The sequence below is a fragment of the Actinoplanes sp. NPDC089786 genome (assembly GCF_040684855.1).
In the GTDB taxonomy this organism is placed as follows: Bacteria; Actinomycetota; Actinomycetes; order Mycobacteriales; family Micromonosporaceae; genus Actinoplanes.
The window spans coordinates 1-15,357 of record NZ_JBFBGU010000017.1; the positions used below are offsets into that span (position 1 = coordinate 1).

16 protein-coding genes are annotated in these 15,357 nt (G+C 70.2%); 6 read left to right on the plus strand and 10 right to left on the minus strand.

Annotation, left to right across the window (positions count from 1 at the left end):
- Positions 1 to 475: 475 nt before the first annotated feature.
- Entirely contained in the window at positions 476 to 958 is a 483-nt protein-coding gene (locus tag AB0O15_RS34045; protein ID WP_364327309.1) for a hypothetical protein, read from the plus strand.
- Positions 959 to 1,016: 58 nt separating this feature from the next.
- Here the strand turns inward: AB0O15_RS34045 and AB0O15_RS34050 are convergent, their stop codons facing one another.
- Entirely contained in the window at positions 1,017 to 1,229 is a 213-nt protein-coding gene (locus tag AB0O15_RS34050) for a hypothetical protein (protein WP_364327312.1), read from the minus strand.
- A gap of 4 nt (positions 1,230 to 1,233) precedes the next feature.
- Positions 1,234 to 1,776 carry a DUF6232 family protein gene (locus tag AB0O15_RS34055; protein ID WP_364327315.1) on the minus strand — a complete coding sequence of 181 codons (543 nt, stop codon included), beginning with the start codon at positions 1,774 to 1,776 and terminating at the stop codon, positions 1,234 to 1,236.
- Between the two features lie 36 nt (positions 1,777 to 1,812).
- Here AB0O15_RS34055 and AB0O15_RS34060 point away from each other — a divergent pair, with 36 nt between their 5' ends.
- Entirely contained in the window at positions 1,813 to 2,505 is a 693-nt protein-coding gene (locus AB0O15_RS34060) for a CHAT domain-containing protein (RefSeq protein WP_364327318.1), read from the plus strand.
- Positions 2,506 to 2,508: 3 nt separating this feature from the next.
- Here AB0O15_RS34060 and AB0O15_RS34065 read toward each other — a convergent pair whose 3' ends face one another.
- Together AB0O15_RS34065 and AB0O15_RS34070 are read right to left on the minus strand one after the other, a co-directional pair.
- Entirely contained in the window at positions 2,509 to 2,967 is a 459-nt protein-coding gene (locus AB0O15_RS34065) for a hypothetical protein (RefSeq protein WP_364327321.1), read from the minus strand.
- 73 nt (positions 2,968 to 3,040) lie between these two features.
- Positions 3,041 to 3,373 (minus strand): rhodanese-like domain-containing protein, encoded by a 333-nt coding sequence (locus AB0O15_RS34070; RefSeq protein WP_364327323.1) that lies wholly within the window; start codon positions 3,371 to 3,373, stop codon positions 3,041 to 3,043.
- A 359-nt stretch (positions 3,374 to 3,732) separates the two neighbouring features.
- Here AB0O15_RS34070 and AB0O15_RS34075 point away from each other — a divergent pair, with 359 nt between their 5' ends.
- Positions 3,733 to 5,187, plus strand: coding sequence for a mannitol dehydrogenase family protein (locus tag AB0O15_RS34075; RefSeq protein ID WP_364327326.1), 1,455 nt, complete (start codon positions 3,733 to 3,735; stop codon positions 5,185 to 5,187).
- Here the strand turns inward: AB0O15_RS34075 and aceB are convergent, their stop codons facing one another.
- A complete protein-coding gene (gene aceB / locus AB0O15_RS34080; RefSeq protein ID WP_364327329.1) occupies positions 5,188 to 6,762 on the minus strand; it encodes a malate synthase A in 1,575 nt (524 codons plus the stop codon).
- The gene (gene aceA, locus AB0O15_RS34085) at positions 6,762 to 8,039 is read right to left on the minus strand and encodes an isocitrate lyase (RefSeq protein ID WP_364327332.1); all 1,278 of its coding nucleotides are present in this window, start codon (positions 8,037 to 8,039) and stop codon (positions 6,762 to 6,764) included. The genes aceB and aceA overlap by 1 nt, the downstream gene beginning before the upstream one ends.
- Before the next feature lie 108 nt (positions 8,040 to 8,147).
- Here aceA and AB0O15_RS34090 point away from each other — a divergent pair, with 108 nt between their 5' ends.
- The gene (locus AB0O15_RS34090; protein WP_364327335.1) at positions 8,148 to 9,584 is read left to right on the plus strand and encodes an XRE family transcriptional regulator; all 1,437 of its coding nucleotides are present in this window, start codon (positions 8,148 to 8,150) and stop codon (positions 9,582 to 9,584) included.
- Here the strand turns inward: AB0O15_RS34090 and rox are convergent.
- Positions 9,542 to 11,002 (minus strand): rifampin monooxygenase, encoded by a 1,461-nt coding sequence (gene rox, locus AB0O15_RS34095; protein WP_364327338.1) that lies wholly within the window; start codon positions 11,000 to 11,002, stop codon positions 9,542 to 9,544. The two genes, AB0O15_RS34090 and rox, sit on opposite strands and share 43 nt — an antisense overlap.
- A gap of 277 nt (positions 11,003 to 11,279) precedes the next feature.
- Between rox and AB0O15_RS34100 the strand changes: the two genes are divergently transcribed.
- Positions 11,280 to 11,783: a hypothetical protein gene (locus AB0O15_RS34100; protein WP_364327341.1), complete on the plus strand. Its 504-nt coding sequence runs from the start codon at positions 11,280 to 11,282 to the stop codon at positions 11,781 to 11,783.
- On the plus strand, positions 11,783 to 12,328 hold the full coding sequence (locus AB0O15_RS34105; protein ID WP_364327344.1) for a GNAT family N-acetyltransferase: 546 nt from the start codon (positions 11,783 to 11,785) through the stop codon (positions 12,326 to 12,328). The genes AB0O15_RS34100 and AB0O15_RS34105 overlap by 1 nt, the downstream gene beginning before the upstream one ends.
- Here AB0O15_RS34105 and AB0O15_RS34110 read toward each other — a convergent pair whose 3' ends face one another.
- The 3 genes from AB0O15_RS34110 to AB0O15_RS34120 form a co-directional block, all read right to left on the minus strand.
- Positions 12,329 to 13,243: a hypothetical protein gene (locus AB0O15_RS34110; RefSeq protein ID WP_364327347.1), complete on the minus strand. Its 915-nt coding sequence runs from the start codon at positions 13,241 to 13,243 to the stop codon at positions 12,329 to 12,331.
- A gap of 131 nt (positions 13,244 to 13,374) precedes the next feature.
- Positions 13,375 to 14,352, minus strand: coding sequence for a molybdopterin-dependent oxidoreductase (locus AB0O15_RS34115; protein WP_364327349.1), 978 nt, complete (start codon positions 14,350 to 14,352; stop codon positions 13,375 to 13,377).
- A 24-nt stretch (positions 14,353 to 14,376) separates the two neighbouring features.
- Positions 14,377 to 15,174: a DUF3152 domain-containing protein gene (locus AB0O15_RS34120; RefSeq protein WP_364327352.1), complete on the minus strand. Its 798-nt coding sequence runs from the start codon at positions 15,172 to 15,174 to the stop codon at positions 14,377 to 14,379.
- Positions 15,175 to 15,357 lie beyond the last annotated feature (183 nt).

Consider the following 15,357-nt stretch of genomic DNA (forward strand, 5'->3'; position numbering starts at 1 on the left):
CCGCACCGACGCCCAGAACCTCACCACCGCCGCACCCTGGACCTCACCCTGGCTACCCCAGAGTTACGGGAAACAGTTCCTGCCAGGGGCTTAGCAGGCAACGTCCTTCGTCGCGCGACTCAGCCGTAGCGGCAAGGAACAACACGGGGAGCACCTGGCGGCTGCTATCGCGCTATTAGCACGGCCTCGGCTGGGCCATGCGGCACGGCGCGGGACGCGATCCCGGGCGGGATGGGCATGGGTTTGTCGATCAACGACGAGGAGTTCGCGCTCGCCGCCAAGGTGACATACGCAGTGCTGATCAACGCATGCCGACTGTTCGAGGGCTCGGCATTTGGAGCCGTCCCCGCGGTGAACCTGGTAGCCGATCGGCGCCGAACGAACCTCTGGTCAGCGCCTGGACCATCTACAAGCGGATCGACCGCGACGCAGGGGTCGAGATCGGACAAGATCGTCGAGGGTGCACAGTCGCGGCGTGGTGATTGATATCCGCGCCCTCGGGGGGCAGTTCTGGCGGCCCCGGTGGCTCCATCCGCTCATTCTTCCGCCGGAAGTTTGCGGAACCCATACTGGACCGATGACGGTCGGGCGACTTCGCCGCAAGCGCTGGGCATGGGGAATTGCGGTGGCGTTCGTCGTGCTTGTCGCCGTCCTGATCGGTGTCCTGCCGCCCGAGGCCGACCGATGGGTGTGGTTCGTGGTGGGAGCCGTGTTCCCGGTGCTGTTCGCCGCGGCGATCGCTATCGGGACGCCGCCGCCGCGTGGCCCGCTGCGTCGCTTCCTGGACGGCCTGACCGTCACCGCGATGTTCGGCCCGTTGCCGTTCTTTCTGGGCGCCTCCGTAGTGGGTGTCTGGGCGCTCTGGTGGGGTTCCATGGGCTGGTTGCTGGTGTTCCTGATTCTCGTTGCCTTCACGACGCCCTGGAAGGAGGGCGGCTACGGTGGCTGGGCCCCGTGACAGCCGCCGGTCAGGGGCCGGGCCTTGACTGCCGTGGTCGCCCGGATGGCACGAAGCGTCACGGGCGATGGGTGATGTTCTTCAGCAGCACCCGGATCAGGCGGAACGGGGCCCGGATCAGCCAGGTGAGGGCCGTCCAGTACCAGCGCCACAGTTCCGCGCCGAGGACCGGGACGAAGCGCTTGACCAGCAACATCATCACGGTCGAGACGGCGATCAGGGTGATGGCCTGGGCCACCAGGCCGGTGGCGGCGTCGATGACCGGTCGCATCGGCTCAGGCCCCGGTCTTGTTGCCGAAGATGACGTCGCCGCCGGCCTTCGGTCCGTTGACCATGTCGCCGGCGACCTCGATGTTCTCGATGTGGATGGCGTACTCCAGGGCCGGGTCGTCGATCGCGTCCACGACCCGCTGGGCCAGGCGGCTGATCACCGCGCCGTCGCGGCTGAGGACCGCCGCGCGCTGGGTGCCCGCGATGCCGATGCTCAGCACGTGCAGGGTGCCGAAGGAAAGGCGGCGGACCAGCCGGACGGTGATCACGATCAGGGCGACGAGCAGGACCACCCCGTAGCCGGTGGTCACCTCGGCCGGTACCGAGGTGCCGAGACAGCCGAGGATGACCAGGCCGATGACGCCCAGCACGAGCCAGGACCCGGTGTCCTTCAGGTAGGTGAAGAGCAGGCGGCCCCGCTTCACCGTCACCTCGAGCGGCTGAATCTTGGTGACATGCGCCAGCGGGTACGCGGTGGTGTCGACCCACAGCGTCCGCCGGCTGATCCGCACCTCGACGTCCTTGCGTCTGATGCTGCTTCTGCTCATGTACGTCTCTGACGGACCGGTCCGTCAGAGAGCACCATGCAGACGTACTTCAACCGCGTGAACGTCGCCGGCGATCTGGTCAACGGCCCGAAGATCGGGGGCGACGTCGTCTTCGGCGACAAGAACGGGACCCCGGAGAAGGCGGTCATCCTGCTGATGAGCGCCCACGCCGCCGGGGCGCCGCCGCTGCGCCTCGACGAGGAACGTCGCGCGATCGGTCAGGCGGTCACGCGGTCCCGCGGGCGGGATCGGCTCCGGGTCCAGACGGCCGACGCGGTGCGGCTGGACGACCTGCACGACGAGATGTTGGCCCACCGGCCGGTGATCGCCCACTTCAGCGGCCACGGTCACCCGACGGCCGGGATCCAGGTCGTCGACGAGCGCGGCCGGGGCCGGTTCGTGAAACCGGCGGCCCTGAGCCGGTTGTTCGGCGTTCTCCAGGCCGGTCTGCGGTGCGTGGTGCTCAACGCCTGCCACACCCGCGAGCAGGCGACGGCCATCGCCCAGCACGTTCCGTGCGTCATCGGCATGCAGCGGGAGGTGCTCGACCAGGCGGCCATCCAGTTCGCGCGGAGTTTCTACGCCGGCCTCGCGGGCGGGCTGACCATCGGCGGCTCGTTCGACCTCGCGCTCAACGGGCTGGATCTGCACGGTTTCCCGGACCAGGACGTCCCGACGCTCATCGCCCGGCCCGCGGCCGCCGAGCAGACCGTCGTCACAGTTCCTTGAGCGTCACAGTTCCTTGAGGCGGCGCTGGACCTCCTCGTCGACCTCGCCCCGGTCGTAGCCGCGCAGGACGATCGCGAACTCGGCCGTGCTCAGGGCCTGCCGGGCGGCGGCGGTGTCGCCGGCGGCGAGGGCCCGCTCGACCCGGGCGAACAACTGCTCGACCTCGGGCAGGGAGTAGCCGCGCAGGACCGTGGTGAAGCCGAGCGACGCGTCGTCCGGTGTGGGCGCGGGCGCGGGAAGCGGGCCGCCCAGCCGGGTCAGGCGCTCGCTGATGGCCTGCTCGACGGCGGGACGCTCGTAGCCGCGCAGGGTGACGCGCAGCATCGGGTCGCTCAACGTGGACCGGGCGGTGACGTGGGCGGTCTCGCTGCCGGAGGCCAGCGCCTGGTCGGCCAGGGCGAGGAGTTGGTCGACCTGCGGGCGGTCGTACCCACGGAACACGACGGTGAAGGGCTGCGTCATGAAGGCGAAGCCTAGGCCGTGTCGCAAACCCGGCCAAGCGCTCCGCCGCCCCGGTCGGGCCGGCGAGCACGGCCTAGGTGATCGCGTGCTCCACGGGCAGCCCCGCGTCGGCCCAGGGCTGGATGCCCTCGGTGTAGACGCTGATGTTGGTGTAGCCCAGCTGTTCCAGGGCGGCGGCCAGGTCGGGGCCGCGGGTGCAGTGCGCGTCGGTCGAGTACACGACGATGTCGGCGGCCCGGTCCGGGAGCACCGACGGCGCGCGGGCGGCGGCGTCCTCGGCGGTGAGGTTGACGGCGGAGGGCAGGTGGCGGTTGGCGTAGGCGTGGGCCGGCAGGGCGTCGACCACCGTCACGGCGCCGACGGACAGGGCGGATCGCAGGTAGTCGCGACCGATGTGGTGGGGCATGGCCGGACGGTAGGAGCGGCGGCGGACGGGCGGCAAACGGATTCGAGCGTGACCGAATAGGTGGCGAGGATGCGTGCGACCGGGCGGGTCCGGCGGGCGCGCGAAGGCGGCGGAATCGGGGGGCTGTGCGCGGCGGCGGGGCTCGGGCGGCGGGATTCTGGCCGGACCGGCCGGCACCACCCGAAGCGCCTCGCGGAGAGCTTGGTTTCCGCAGCTCAGGGGTGGTGACGGGACCGTGCTGCGCCCGTACCCGGAAGGGGTTTTCGGCAATCTCGAGAGGTCGTTCCCGGTGACCGTCGGTGGTTGGTGCAATGCTGAGGAGGACGCCTACCAGCACCGCAGCAGTGGGAGGACACCCGATGCCACCGCTCACCCAGCAGAACCTGACCGAACTCCCGGAGGGGGTGCCCGGGCCCGGCTATGACCGCGGCCGGCTCCAGACCGGAATCGTGCATTTCGGGGTGGGTGGCTTCCACCGGGCTCATCAGGCCATGTACCTGGATCGTCTGATGAACGAGGGCAAGGCGCTCGACTGGGCGATCTGCGGCGTCGGCGTGATGCCCGCCGACCTGGGCATGCGCGACGTGCTCGACGCCCAGGACGGGCTCTACACGCTGGTCGTGAAGGCGCCCGACGGCACCCTCGAGCCGCGGGTCATCGGGTCGATCAAGGAGTACCTGTTCGCGCCGGAGGACCCGGAGGCCGTGATCGCGAAGATGGTCTCCCCCGAGATCAAGATCGTGTCGCTGACGGTGACCGAGGGCGGCTACAACATCAACGCCGTGACCGGGGAGTTCGTGTCCGACAATCCGGACATCCAGCATGACCTGCAGCCGGGGAACCAGCCGAAGACCACGTTCGGGCTGGTGGTCGAGGCGCTGGCCCGGAGGAAGGCGGCCGGGACGCCGCCGTTCACGATCATGAGCTGCGACAACATCCAGGGCAACGGCCACGCCGCGCAACGGAGCTTCGTCGCGTACGCCGCGCTGCGTGACCCGGAGCTGGGGACGTGGGTCGAGGACAACGTGGCCTTCCCGAACAGCATGGTCGACCGGATCACGCCGGTCACCACCGACGAGGACCGCGCGCTGGTCCGGAGCCGGTTCGGCATCGACGACGGCTGGCCGGTGGTGTGCGAGCCGTTCACCCAGTGGGTCCTCGAGGACACCTTCAACCAGGGCCGGCCGCCGTTCGAGGAGGCCGGCGTGCAGGTGGTCGACGACGTCGAGCCGTACGAGCTGATGAAGCTCCGCCTGCTCAACGCCAGCCACCAGGCGCTCTGCTACTTCGGCTACCTGGCCGGCTACCGCCTCGTGCACGACGTGGCCCAGGAGCCGCTGTTCGCCGACTTCCTGCTCGCCTACATGGAGCAGGAGGCGTCGCCGACGCTGGCGCCGGTGCCGGGCATCGAGCTGGACGACTACCGCCACCAGCTGATCGAGCGCTTCTCCAACGCGCAGGTCCGCGACACCGTGGCCCGGCTGTGCGCGGAGAGCTCGGACCGCATCCCGAAGTGGCTGCTCCCGGTGATCCGGCACAACCTGGAGACCGGCGGCCCGATCCTGCGCGCCACCGCGGTGGTCGCGTCGTGGGCCCGCTACGCCGAGGGCCGCGACGAAGAGGGCCGGCCGATCGAGGTGGTCGACCGGCTGGCCCCCGAGTTGAAGCAGCGGGCCCTGGATCGCACGTTCATCCAGAACCGTGACCTGTTCGGCGATCTGGCCGAGAACGAGCGGTTCGCCTCGACCTACCAGCAGGTGCTCGACCTGCTGCACGAGCGCGGGTCCCGCAAGACGCTCAAGGAGCTCGAGTAACTACGCGGCCAGCGCCACCTGGGCGGTCGCCCCGCCCAGGTGGCGCAGGTAGGCCGGCAGGGTGAGGAACTCGGTGCACGTGCGCTCGGTGACGAGCACGGTCAGCAGGGTACGGGCCTGCCCGTACCGCCGGGCCGCGTCCTCGTCGAGCGCGCCGGTCGCCGACAGCACGTCGAGCTCCTCGCGGAGCATCCGGGTGACCAGCCCGGCCGTGATCGGCACGCCGTAGTCGGTGGGGGTGCCCGACGAGACCCACTGCCACAGCTGGGTCCGGCAGATCTCGGCGGTGGCCGCGTCCTCCATCAGGCCGTTCAGCGCGACCGCGCCCTGCCCGCCGAGCCACGCCGCGATGTAGCGCACGGCCACGCTGACCGAGGTCCGCAGCGCCACCTCGCTCACCCCGCCGTACTGGCGCTTCACGTCGAGCAGCTGCGCGGCGGTGACCCGCACGTCGTCGCGGCGGCGGACGATCTGGTGCGGCTCGAAGCCCAGCCACTGGTCGAACACGTCCCGGCAGGTCTCGACCAGACCGGGATGAGCCACCCAGGAGCCGTCGAAGCCGTCCCCCACCTCGCGGCGCTTGTCCTGCCGCACCTGGTTGAGCGCCCGCTTGGCCGCCACCGGGTCCTTGCTGGGCACGACCGCGGCCATCCCGCCGATCGCGTGGGCGCCGCGCCGGTGGCAGGTCGCCACGAGCAGTTCGGTGTACGCCCGCATGAACGGCGCCGTCATGGTGAGCTGGGAACGCTCGGCCAGCACCACGTCCGGCCGGTTCTTGATCATGCTGAACAGGTAGTCCCAGCGGCCGGCGTTCAGGCCCGCCGAGTGCTCGCGCAGCTCGTACAGGATCTCCTCCATCTCGAACGCGGCCGTGATGGTCTCGATCAGCACGGTCGCCCGGATGGTGCCGCGCGGGATGCCGAGCATCTCCTGGGCCTTGACGAAGACGTCGTTCCAGAGGCGGGCCTCCAGATGCGACTCCAGCTTGGGCAGGTAGAAGTACGGGCCGCTGCCGCGCTCGATCTGCTTGCGGCCACAGTGGAACAGGTACAGGCCGAAGTCGAACAGGGCCGCCGAGATGGCCCGGCCGCCGATCCGGATGTGGCATTCGGGCAGGTGCCAGCCTCTCGGCCGAACCATGATCGTGGCGTGTTCCTCGTTGTTCATCGGCATCGCGTCGAGGAGATTGAGCTGCCCCTCGATCAGGTTGTCCCAGGTCGGGGACGTGGCGTCCTCGAAGTCGGCCATCCACACCTTGGCGCCGGAGCTCAAGGCCTTGATCGTTTTTGACGCGGTGGGCGGCCCGGTGATCTCCACCCGCCGGTCCAGCAGGTCCTCGGCCGGCGGCGCGACCGTCCACGACGTGTCGGCCCGGATGTGCCTGGTCGATTCCAGAAAATCGAGTTCGCCGGTACGCGCGGCGCGCCGCCGGCGCCGACGGTCGAGCAGTTGCACCCGCCGCGCCCCGAACTCCCGGTCCAGCGCGACCACGAAGGCGACCGCCTCGGGGGTCAGGATCTCCGCGTACCGCCCGGCCGTGCTGCCGGTGATGACGATCTCTTCCACGCTGCTCATCAGAACTGCTCCGCTTCGGTCGAGCCGGACAGCGCCGTCGTGGAGCTGTCGGGGTTGAGCGCGGTGGACACGGCGTCGAAGTAGCCGGTGCCGACCTCGGCCTGGTGCTTGGTCGCGGTGTAGCCGTCCGCCTCGGCGGCGAACTCGGCCTCCTGGAGCCTCACGTACGCGCTCATGCCGCCCTCGGCGTAGCCCCGGGCCAGCTCGAACATCGAGTGGTTGAGCGCGTGGAAGCCGGCCAGCGTGACGAACTGGAACTTGTAGCCCATCGCCCCGAGCTCCTTCTGGAACCGGGCGATCGTGGCGTCGTCCAGGTTCTTACGCCAGTTGAACGAGGGCGAGCAGTTGTAGGCCAGCATCTTGTCCGGGTGCTCGGCGTGGATCGCCTCGGCGAACTCCCGCGCGAACTCCAGGTCGGGCTTGCCGGTCTCGACCCACAAGAGGTCGGCGTAGTCGGCGTACGCGACACCGCGGGCGATCGCGGCCGCCGGCCCGCTCCGCACCCGGAAGAAGCCCTCCGCGGTGCGGTCGCCGGTGAGGAAGGGCTGGTCGCGCTCGTCGACGTCGGTGGTGAGCAGGTCCGCGGCCAAGGCGTCGGTACGGGCGATGACCAGCGACGGGACACCGCACACGTCGGCGGCCAGGCGGGCCGCGTTGAGCGTGCGGATGTGCTGCTGGGTCGGGATCAGCACCTTGCCGCCCAGGTGACCGCACTTCTTCTCGCTGGCCAGCTGGTCCTCCCAGTGCACGCCCGCCGCGCCGGCCGCGATCATGGCCTTCATCAGCTCGAACGCGTTCAGCGGCCCGCCGAAGCCGGCCTCGGCGTCGGCCACGATCGGCGCGAACCAGTCCCGCTCGTGCCGGCCCGCCGCGACCTCGATCTGGTCGGCGCGGGTCAGGGCGTTGTTGATCCGCCGGACGACCGCCGGCACCGAGTTCGCGGGATACAGACTCTGATCCGGGTACGTGTGCCCGGACAGGTTCGCGTCGGCCGCCACCTGCCAGCCGGACAGGTAGATCGCCTTGAGCCCGGCGCGCACCATCTGGACGGCCTGGCCGCCGGTCAGGGCGCCGAGCGCGTTGACGTATTCCTCGTCGTGCAGGAGCTCCCAGAGCCTCTCGGCGCCGCGCTCGGCGAGCGTGTGCCGCTCCTGGAGCGAGCCGCGGAGCCGCACCACGTCCTGCGCGGTGTAGTCGCGGCGGATGCCCAGCCAACGAGGATCGCCGGCCCAGGCCCGAGTGAGGTCCGCTGCGGTACCGCCTCTGACGTCGGTCATTGTTTCGATCCCCTCCTTGGTAAGAACCCCACTGTTGCTGGGTTGGGCCGGCGTTGTGGAGACGTTTGTGAGCAGAAGATTTCACGTTCTTCTGTTAGCGTTAACTTCGTGGACCTCGCACTTCTCGGGCAGCGGCTGCGGCATCAACGCCGGGCCAAGGGCATGACGCTCGACGATCTCAGCGCCCTGGTGGGCCGGGCGCCGTCCCAGTTGTCGCTGATCGAGAACGGGAAGCGCGAGCCCAAGCTGTCGCTGCTGCAATCGATGGCGACCGCTCTGGAGGTGCCGCTGCAGGATCTGCTGCGGGCCGAGGCACCGACCCGGCGGGCGGCCCTGGAGATCGAGCTGGCGCATTTTCAGGAATCTTCCGTTTACGGCGCGCTCGGGTTGCCGACGGTTCGCGCCGGCCGCCGCCTGCCCGCCGACGCTCTCGAATCGCTGATCGGGCTGCATCGGGAGTTGTCCCGGGTCCTGACCGAGCAGAGCGCGACGCCCGAGGTGGCTCGCCGGGCCAACGCTTCCCTTCGGACGGAGATGCGCTCACGGGACAACTACTTCGCCTCGGTGGAGAAGGCCGCTTTTGATGTGCTGCAATCGGTGCGGCACTCGACCGGGCCGCTGTCCCAGCGCGGGATCCTCGATATCGCCGGACAGATCGGATTCACGCTGCACTGGGTGTCGGATCTGCCGAACTCGACGCGGTCGGTCACCGACCTGCGGAACCGGCGGATCTATCTGCCCCAGGTGGCCAGCGGCAAGGGCCACGACCCGCGGGCGGTGGTGCTCCAGACACTGGGTCACTTCGTGCTCGGCCACAACGATCCGGTCGACTGGGGTGACTTCCTGCGCCAGCGGGTCGAGGCGAACTACTTCGCGGCGGCGCTGCTGATGCCCGAGAAGTTCGCGGTCGAGTTCCTGCGCGAGGCCAAGGCCGACCGGGCGCTCGCCATCGACGACTTCCGGGACGCGTTCGGTGTCTCGTACGAGACGGCGGCCCACCGCTTCACCAACCTGGCCACCCACCACTTCGGCATCCCGGTGCACTTCACCCGGGTGCACGAGAGCGGAATCGTCTACAAGGCGTACGAGAACGACAACGTCCGCTTCCCGGCCGACGTGACCGGCGCCATCGAGGGCCAGCCCATCTGCCGCCGCTGGGCGTCGCGCACGGTGTTCCAGTCCGAAGACCCGTACTCCAGCTTCTACCAGTTCACCGACACCACGGCCGGCACGTACTGGTGCACGGTCCACGTCGAGTCGACCCGCTCCGGCGAGTTCTCGGTCACCGTCGGCACCCCGTACGAGCACGCCCGCTGGTTCCGCGGCGGCGACACCACCCGCCGGACCGTCTCGCGCTGCCCCGACCCGGCCTGCTGCCGCCGCCCACCGTCATCGTTGGTCGACACCTGGGAAGGCCACGCCTGGCCGAGCGCCCGAGTCCACTCCCACCTCTTGGCGGCCCTTCCCCCGGGGACGTTCCCGGGCGTCGACGCCCAGGACGTCTACGAGTTCCTCCAGCGCCGATCGCCCTCCTCCGCCTCTTGAGCCTGGGCGGTGCCGAACCATCGGGCCAGCGCGACGTCGAGGCTCGGCTGGTCCTCGCCCACCCACGCGACGTGCCCGTCCGGGCGGAGCAGGAGCGCGGGAACATCCAGATCCTCGGCGACATGGTCGACCCGGCCGGCCCAGCCCTCGGCCGACAGCCGCCCGGTCCGGTCGAGCAGCAGCCCGTGGCCGGCGCGCAGCAGCTCGAACAGGCGCCCGTGCTTCAACCGGCGGTCGGCGAGCCGCCGGCCGAGCAGCGGATGGCCCTCGCCCAGGTCGTAGCGGACGCCGATCGCGGTGATCTTCTCGATCAGGAACCGGTTGACGTCGTCGAAGTCCATCAGCTCGGCCAGCAGCCGCCGGACCGCCCGCGGCCCCGGCTCGTCGGTGGTCAGCTGCATCTGGGCCCGGGTGTTGGTCAGCACGTCGGCGGCCACCGGATGCCGCTCCGACTCGTAGCTGTCCAGCAGGTCGTCCGGCGCCCAGCCGGTGATCGCCGCCGCCAGCTTCCACCCCAGGTTGAAGGAGTCCTGAATCCCCAGGTTGAGCCCCTGCCCGCCGATCGGCGGGTGGACGTGCGCCGCGTCCCCGGCCAGGAACACCCGCCCCACCCGGTAACGCTCGGCCTGCCGGGTCGCGTCGCCGAAGCGTGACAGCCAGCGCGGTGAATGCGCGCCGAAATCGGTTCCCGCGTACGCCCGCAGCTGGCCCGTGAACTCCTCGAACGTCGGCGGCGCGGCCCGGTCCTCGACCACGCCCGTAGCCGGCACCACCGCCCGGAACACCCCCGGCCGGCCCGACGGCCCGATCCCGAACCGCTTCTCGGTCACCCGGACCCGGGTCATCACCTCGGCCAGCTCCTCCGCCGGGGCGGTCACCTCCATCTCGCCCAGCAGCGTGTCGACCCTCGACGGCTCACCCGGAAAACCGACCCCGAGCAGCTTCCGGACCGTGCTGCGCCCGCCGTCACACCCGACGACGAACCGCGCCCGCTCCCCCGCCCCGTCCTCGAACCGCACGGTCACGCCGTCGTCGTCCTGTTCCAGCCCCGCCACCGCGACGCCACGCCGCACCTCGGCCCCGGCCTCGATCGCATGCTCGGCCAGCAGCCGGTCGGTGATCGTCTGCGGAATCCCGAGCACGTAGCCGTGGGCGGTGTCCAGCCCCGTGGGCGCGGGCTTGTCGATGCCCGCGAAGAACCCCCGGATCGGATGCTGCGAGCCGTTCTCCAGAAACCGCTCCAGCAGCCCCCGCTGATCCATGATCTCGATGCTGCGCACATGCAGCCCGAGCGACCGCACGAACGGCGGCGGCTCGACATCCTTCTCCACCACGAGCACCCCGGCGCCCCGCAGCCGCAGTTCACTCGCGAGCATCATGCCGGTCGGGCCGCCACCGACCACGATGACATCGAACATGCGTTTCCCCCGATTCTTGGGCTCGGCCGCCGATTCTGCGCCGCCACCGGGGTCTTGCCGCAAGGCCGGGGGTGCGATATACGTTAGAGGTGGCAGGGAGTTCGTCTCCTTGCCTTTCTTGTGTTCCGGGCCTTTGTTCCCGGGTCTTTTGATTTCCGGGCGGCGCGGCACCGCACGAACCGTCGTGGCCAGTGGCGCGATCGGGGCGCAGCACTCCGGGTTCTCGTGGACGACCAAATCGGGTGGTGATGGCCGGGCGCGGGCCTATCGTGGTCGCGTGCTGACACCTCCCTCGGATCTGGCCGAGACCACGTGGCGGGCGGCGCTCGCCGATCGTTGGGGGCTGGGCGTCGCGGCGATGAACTATCGGGCCGTCGGGTTCGGGGCACATCACTGGGAGCTTGAAGACGTCGACGGTGGGCGGTGGTTTGTCACCGTTACTGGTCTGCGGACCCGGCGGGTCTGGGGCGGGGAGCCGCTCGACGCGGGGTTCGGGCGGTTGCGGGGCTCGGCGGGGAGCTATGCGCGGCGGGTGGACGACCTGCTCGCCGCCCATCCGGGAGTGCTGGGCGGGGCGCTCGAACGCTATGACCGGCTGGTCGCGGGTGTTCACGATGACCCGCCGGGGCTGGTGCTGACGCACGGCGAGCCACATCCCCTGACCGAGATCGCGATCGGGCTCGACCGGTTCCGCGCGCCGCACGGCGACACCGCCGACGACGAGGAGACCTGGAACAACCTGGCCGAGTCGCTCGCCACCCCCGCCGGCGGCGGTAGCTGATGTTTCCACCGCTGCGCACGGCCCGGCTCACCCTGCGTCCGGTCACTCTGGACGATCTCGACGACGTGCACTCGTTTCAGCGCCGCGCCGACGTCGTGCGGTGGATGCTCGGGGCCGAGCCCCGCACGCGGGAACAGTCACGGGCGTCGGTGATCGCGATGACCGGGGAAGACGCGCTGCGCGCCGAGGGTGACTGCCTGAGCTTGGCCGTGGCCGGTGACGCCGGGGTGATCGGAATTGTCGAACTGGTCTGGCGCAGCCAGGCGGAGCGCACGGCCGAACTCGGGTATCTCTTCCACCCCGACCACGGCGGGCGAGGCCTGGCCACCGAGGCCGCGACGGCGTTGCTGGACCGGGGGTTCGGCGAGTTCGGGCTGCACCGGGTCTACGCGCGGTGTCACGCCGGCAATGAGGCGTCGGCCCGGCTGCTGGCCCGGATCGGCATGCGCCAGGAGGCCCGTCATGTCGAGAGCTACCTGTTCCGGGGCGAATGGGCCGACCGCCTCGTCTTCGCCACCCTGGCCCGGGAGCGGCTCAGCCGCTGATCACGCGTAGCGGATTCCGTAGCTGGTGAACCCGCTGATCGCGTCGCTCGGACTCGTGACGAAGTTGACCCGGATGGTGCCGAAGCCGTCGTTCCAGTTCAGCGCGACCTGAGCGATCGTGCCGCACCGCTGGCCGGAGTTGGCCCCCTGGTTGCACACCGGGGTGCCCACGGTGCTCAGCGCCGGATCCCGCTGGGTGAGCAGACGCGTGGAGACGGACGGCGGAGCATTGGTCCCGTCGAACACGAGTGCCGAGCCCTGGGCGCTGAACACGGCCGAGCCGTTGAAGCCCGTTCCGGTCAGCGAGATGTCGCCCATGCTGTAGCTGCCGCTGTCCGTGCGGTACGGACCGGCCGTGCAGTGACGAGCGCTGATGTAGCGGTGGACGCTGGCGCCGGAGGTGACACCGAAGCCGCTGCTGCAGATTCCGGTGTTCGAGACCATGAGACCGCCGGCGTTGAACGGTGACGTGTCGTCGTACCTGCCCGCTGCGTTCATGCCGGCCGCGCGCGACACCCGCACCGGGACACCGAGGTCGGCCTCGAACCGGCTCCGGACGGCGTTCAGATCCTGCACCTTGGAGACGCCCGGGTCGATGTTGACCTGCACGCCGTCGAAGTCGGCGGCGAAACCACCAAAGGTGGACACCGCGATGCCCTGGCTCTGGTAGGCGCCGACGCCGGCTTCGATCCGCTTGGTGGCCGCCTCGATCTGCGCCCGCGTCACCTTGCGCGGCGCGACGATCACCGTGGTGCCGGTCCGCGCGGCGACCTGCTTGATCGTGGTCAGCGCGGCGGCGTCGGCCGGCCCGGACCGGTAGACGACCAGGGTGCCGGTGGCGGTCATGTTGCCGAACTCGACGAGCTGCGGGTCGTTGCCGATGGCGGAACGGATCTCGGCCGCCGCCGACGACAACGCGGCGGCTCGGGGTCAATGTCCAAGAGGGACCGGACGGGAACAACCCGGCGCTCATCGCGGAGGTCTCCCCGCGCCTGGGCCGAGGGTGGTGGCGGGACCTTTCCGGCGCGCGTACCCGGAAAAGATCGTCAGCCCAAGGGGTACGGGGACTGGGCCCACGGCGGGCGCGCGGACGGCCGGATGTCGGTGACCCACTTGACCCACCAGAAGCCGCGGCGGCCGGGGGCGACGATGCGGGCCGGGTAGCCGTGGCCGTAGGAGAGCGGGCTGCCGTTGAGCGCGGTGACCAGCCAGATGTCGTCGGTGGGGGCGAACCAGCGGGCGTAGCCGGTGACCGAGGTGACCTTGACGCTCCGCCACTCGCCGGAGCCCAGGAGCGTGCTCAGCCGGATGCCGGACCACTGCTGGGTGCTGTACCAGCCGCTCGTGCAGTCGAGGGTCGCGGCGAAGCTCTCGTGCGGCAGGGCGCGGACGGCGTCGAGGTCGAGGGTGCGGCCGGCCACGCGGAGGGTCCAGGCGGCGCGGTCGAGGCGCTGGATGCCGTCGTCGAACCACGAGGTCACGCGCAATTGCGACTTGGGCACCGAGCCGGTGAAGCGGCGGTCGGTGGCGGCGGCGCTGTCCCAGACGGCGGTGGCCGCGGCGGCGCCGGCACCGAGGGCGGCCAGGCGGAGCAGGGCGCGGCGGTCAGGGTCGGTGCGGCGCGGGCGGACGGCATGGCCCAGAAAATGCAGGAGTACGGCCAGGAGCGCGCCGATCGCGGCCCCGACGTGGATCTGCATGAGGGTGAGCGGGCCGACGTATTCGAGCCGGCCGGTGGAGTGGATCAGGCCGGTCGCGACCGTGAGCAGGATCAGCACGGCCAGCGTGATCGACAGCGCCTTGGTCGGCATGGCGCGGGCGGCCCGGCCGAGACCGCGGCGGATCACCGTGACCTTCCACGGCGCCACGAGCAGGATGGCCAGCGCGGCGGCCGCGTGCACCTGGATCGGGTCCAGCGGCCAGTCGCCGTCGATCGACCAGCCGGCCACGCCGGTGATCACGCCCAGCAGCACGAGCAGGCCGAGGACGAGATCGACCCGGCGACCGGCCTGTCTGCTGCGCATGATCGGAGGCTAGTACCTCCGCGATCAGCTCGGCTGCCACGGCCCGGTGATGAACCGGCCGTCAGCGGCGAACGGCCACACGTTCGGCCTGCATCCGTCCAACTTGATGGTCTGCTGCATCATCGCCGGCGCGGGTTTTCCCTTCCCCGGGCAACCCTGGTGATTGAAACCCAGCGCATGACCCATCTCATGATTGATCACCATCGCGTGGTATTCGTCGACCGTCACCGGAAATTTCGGCGCGCCCTGCAACCACCGCCGAAGATTGATCACCACCGTGTTCTCGAACTTGCACGAGTACTTACCGGCCGTGTTCAACCCGATCGCCGCACACAGCCGATCCGCGGTGTCCGGGGTGGCCAGACGGATCCGCAACTTGTACTTCGACCCGCTGACCCGCTTGAACTTCCACGAGGCCTTCTTGAGCCCCTGCTTCTTGTCCGTGATCGGATGTTTGGCCGCCGCCTCCCATCCCCGCTTGTCGGACAGCACGCGCTCGATCTCCGCCGCGAAGTCCGCCGGCGTCACCTTCTCCAGCGAGCCCCACTTGATGCCCTTCTCCACCTCCACCCGGTACGTGATCACGGTGCGCCCGGTCCCGACCGCCGGCTCGTCTCCCCCCGCCACCGCGTACGTTCCCGCCCCCGACCGCGGCACCTGACGATCCGTCGGAACCGTCGGGCTCGGCTTCACCGGCGGCGCACTGGCCACAACCGGCCGCGGCGCCGCCGCGGACCCCGACACCGCCCGAGGCGGATCCACCGCCTGACTACACGCCCCCAGAGCCATCACGAGACCCACCACGCCCACCAGCCGCCGCACGCACTGCCTCCCTATCTGACCAACAACCCGCATCACCGCACGAAGCGCACACGACAAATTGCCAAACCCACGCAAGTCGGCTACCGGGCGATCTCCCTAAGTGACGAGCGTGGCCCCGGAAAAGGTTGCTCCGCCGCGCCGACGGCTGTACGGCAGGACCGTTAGCCTGCCCGGAGGGTCATT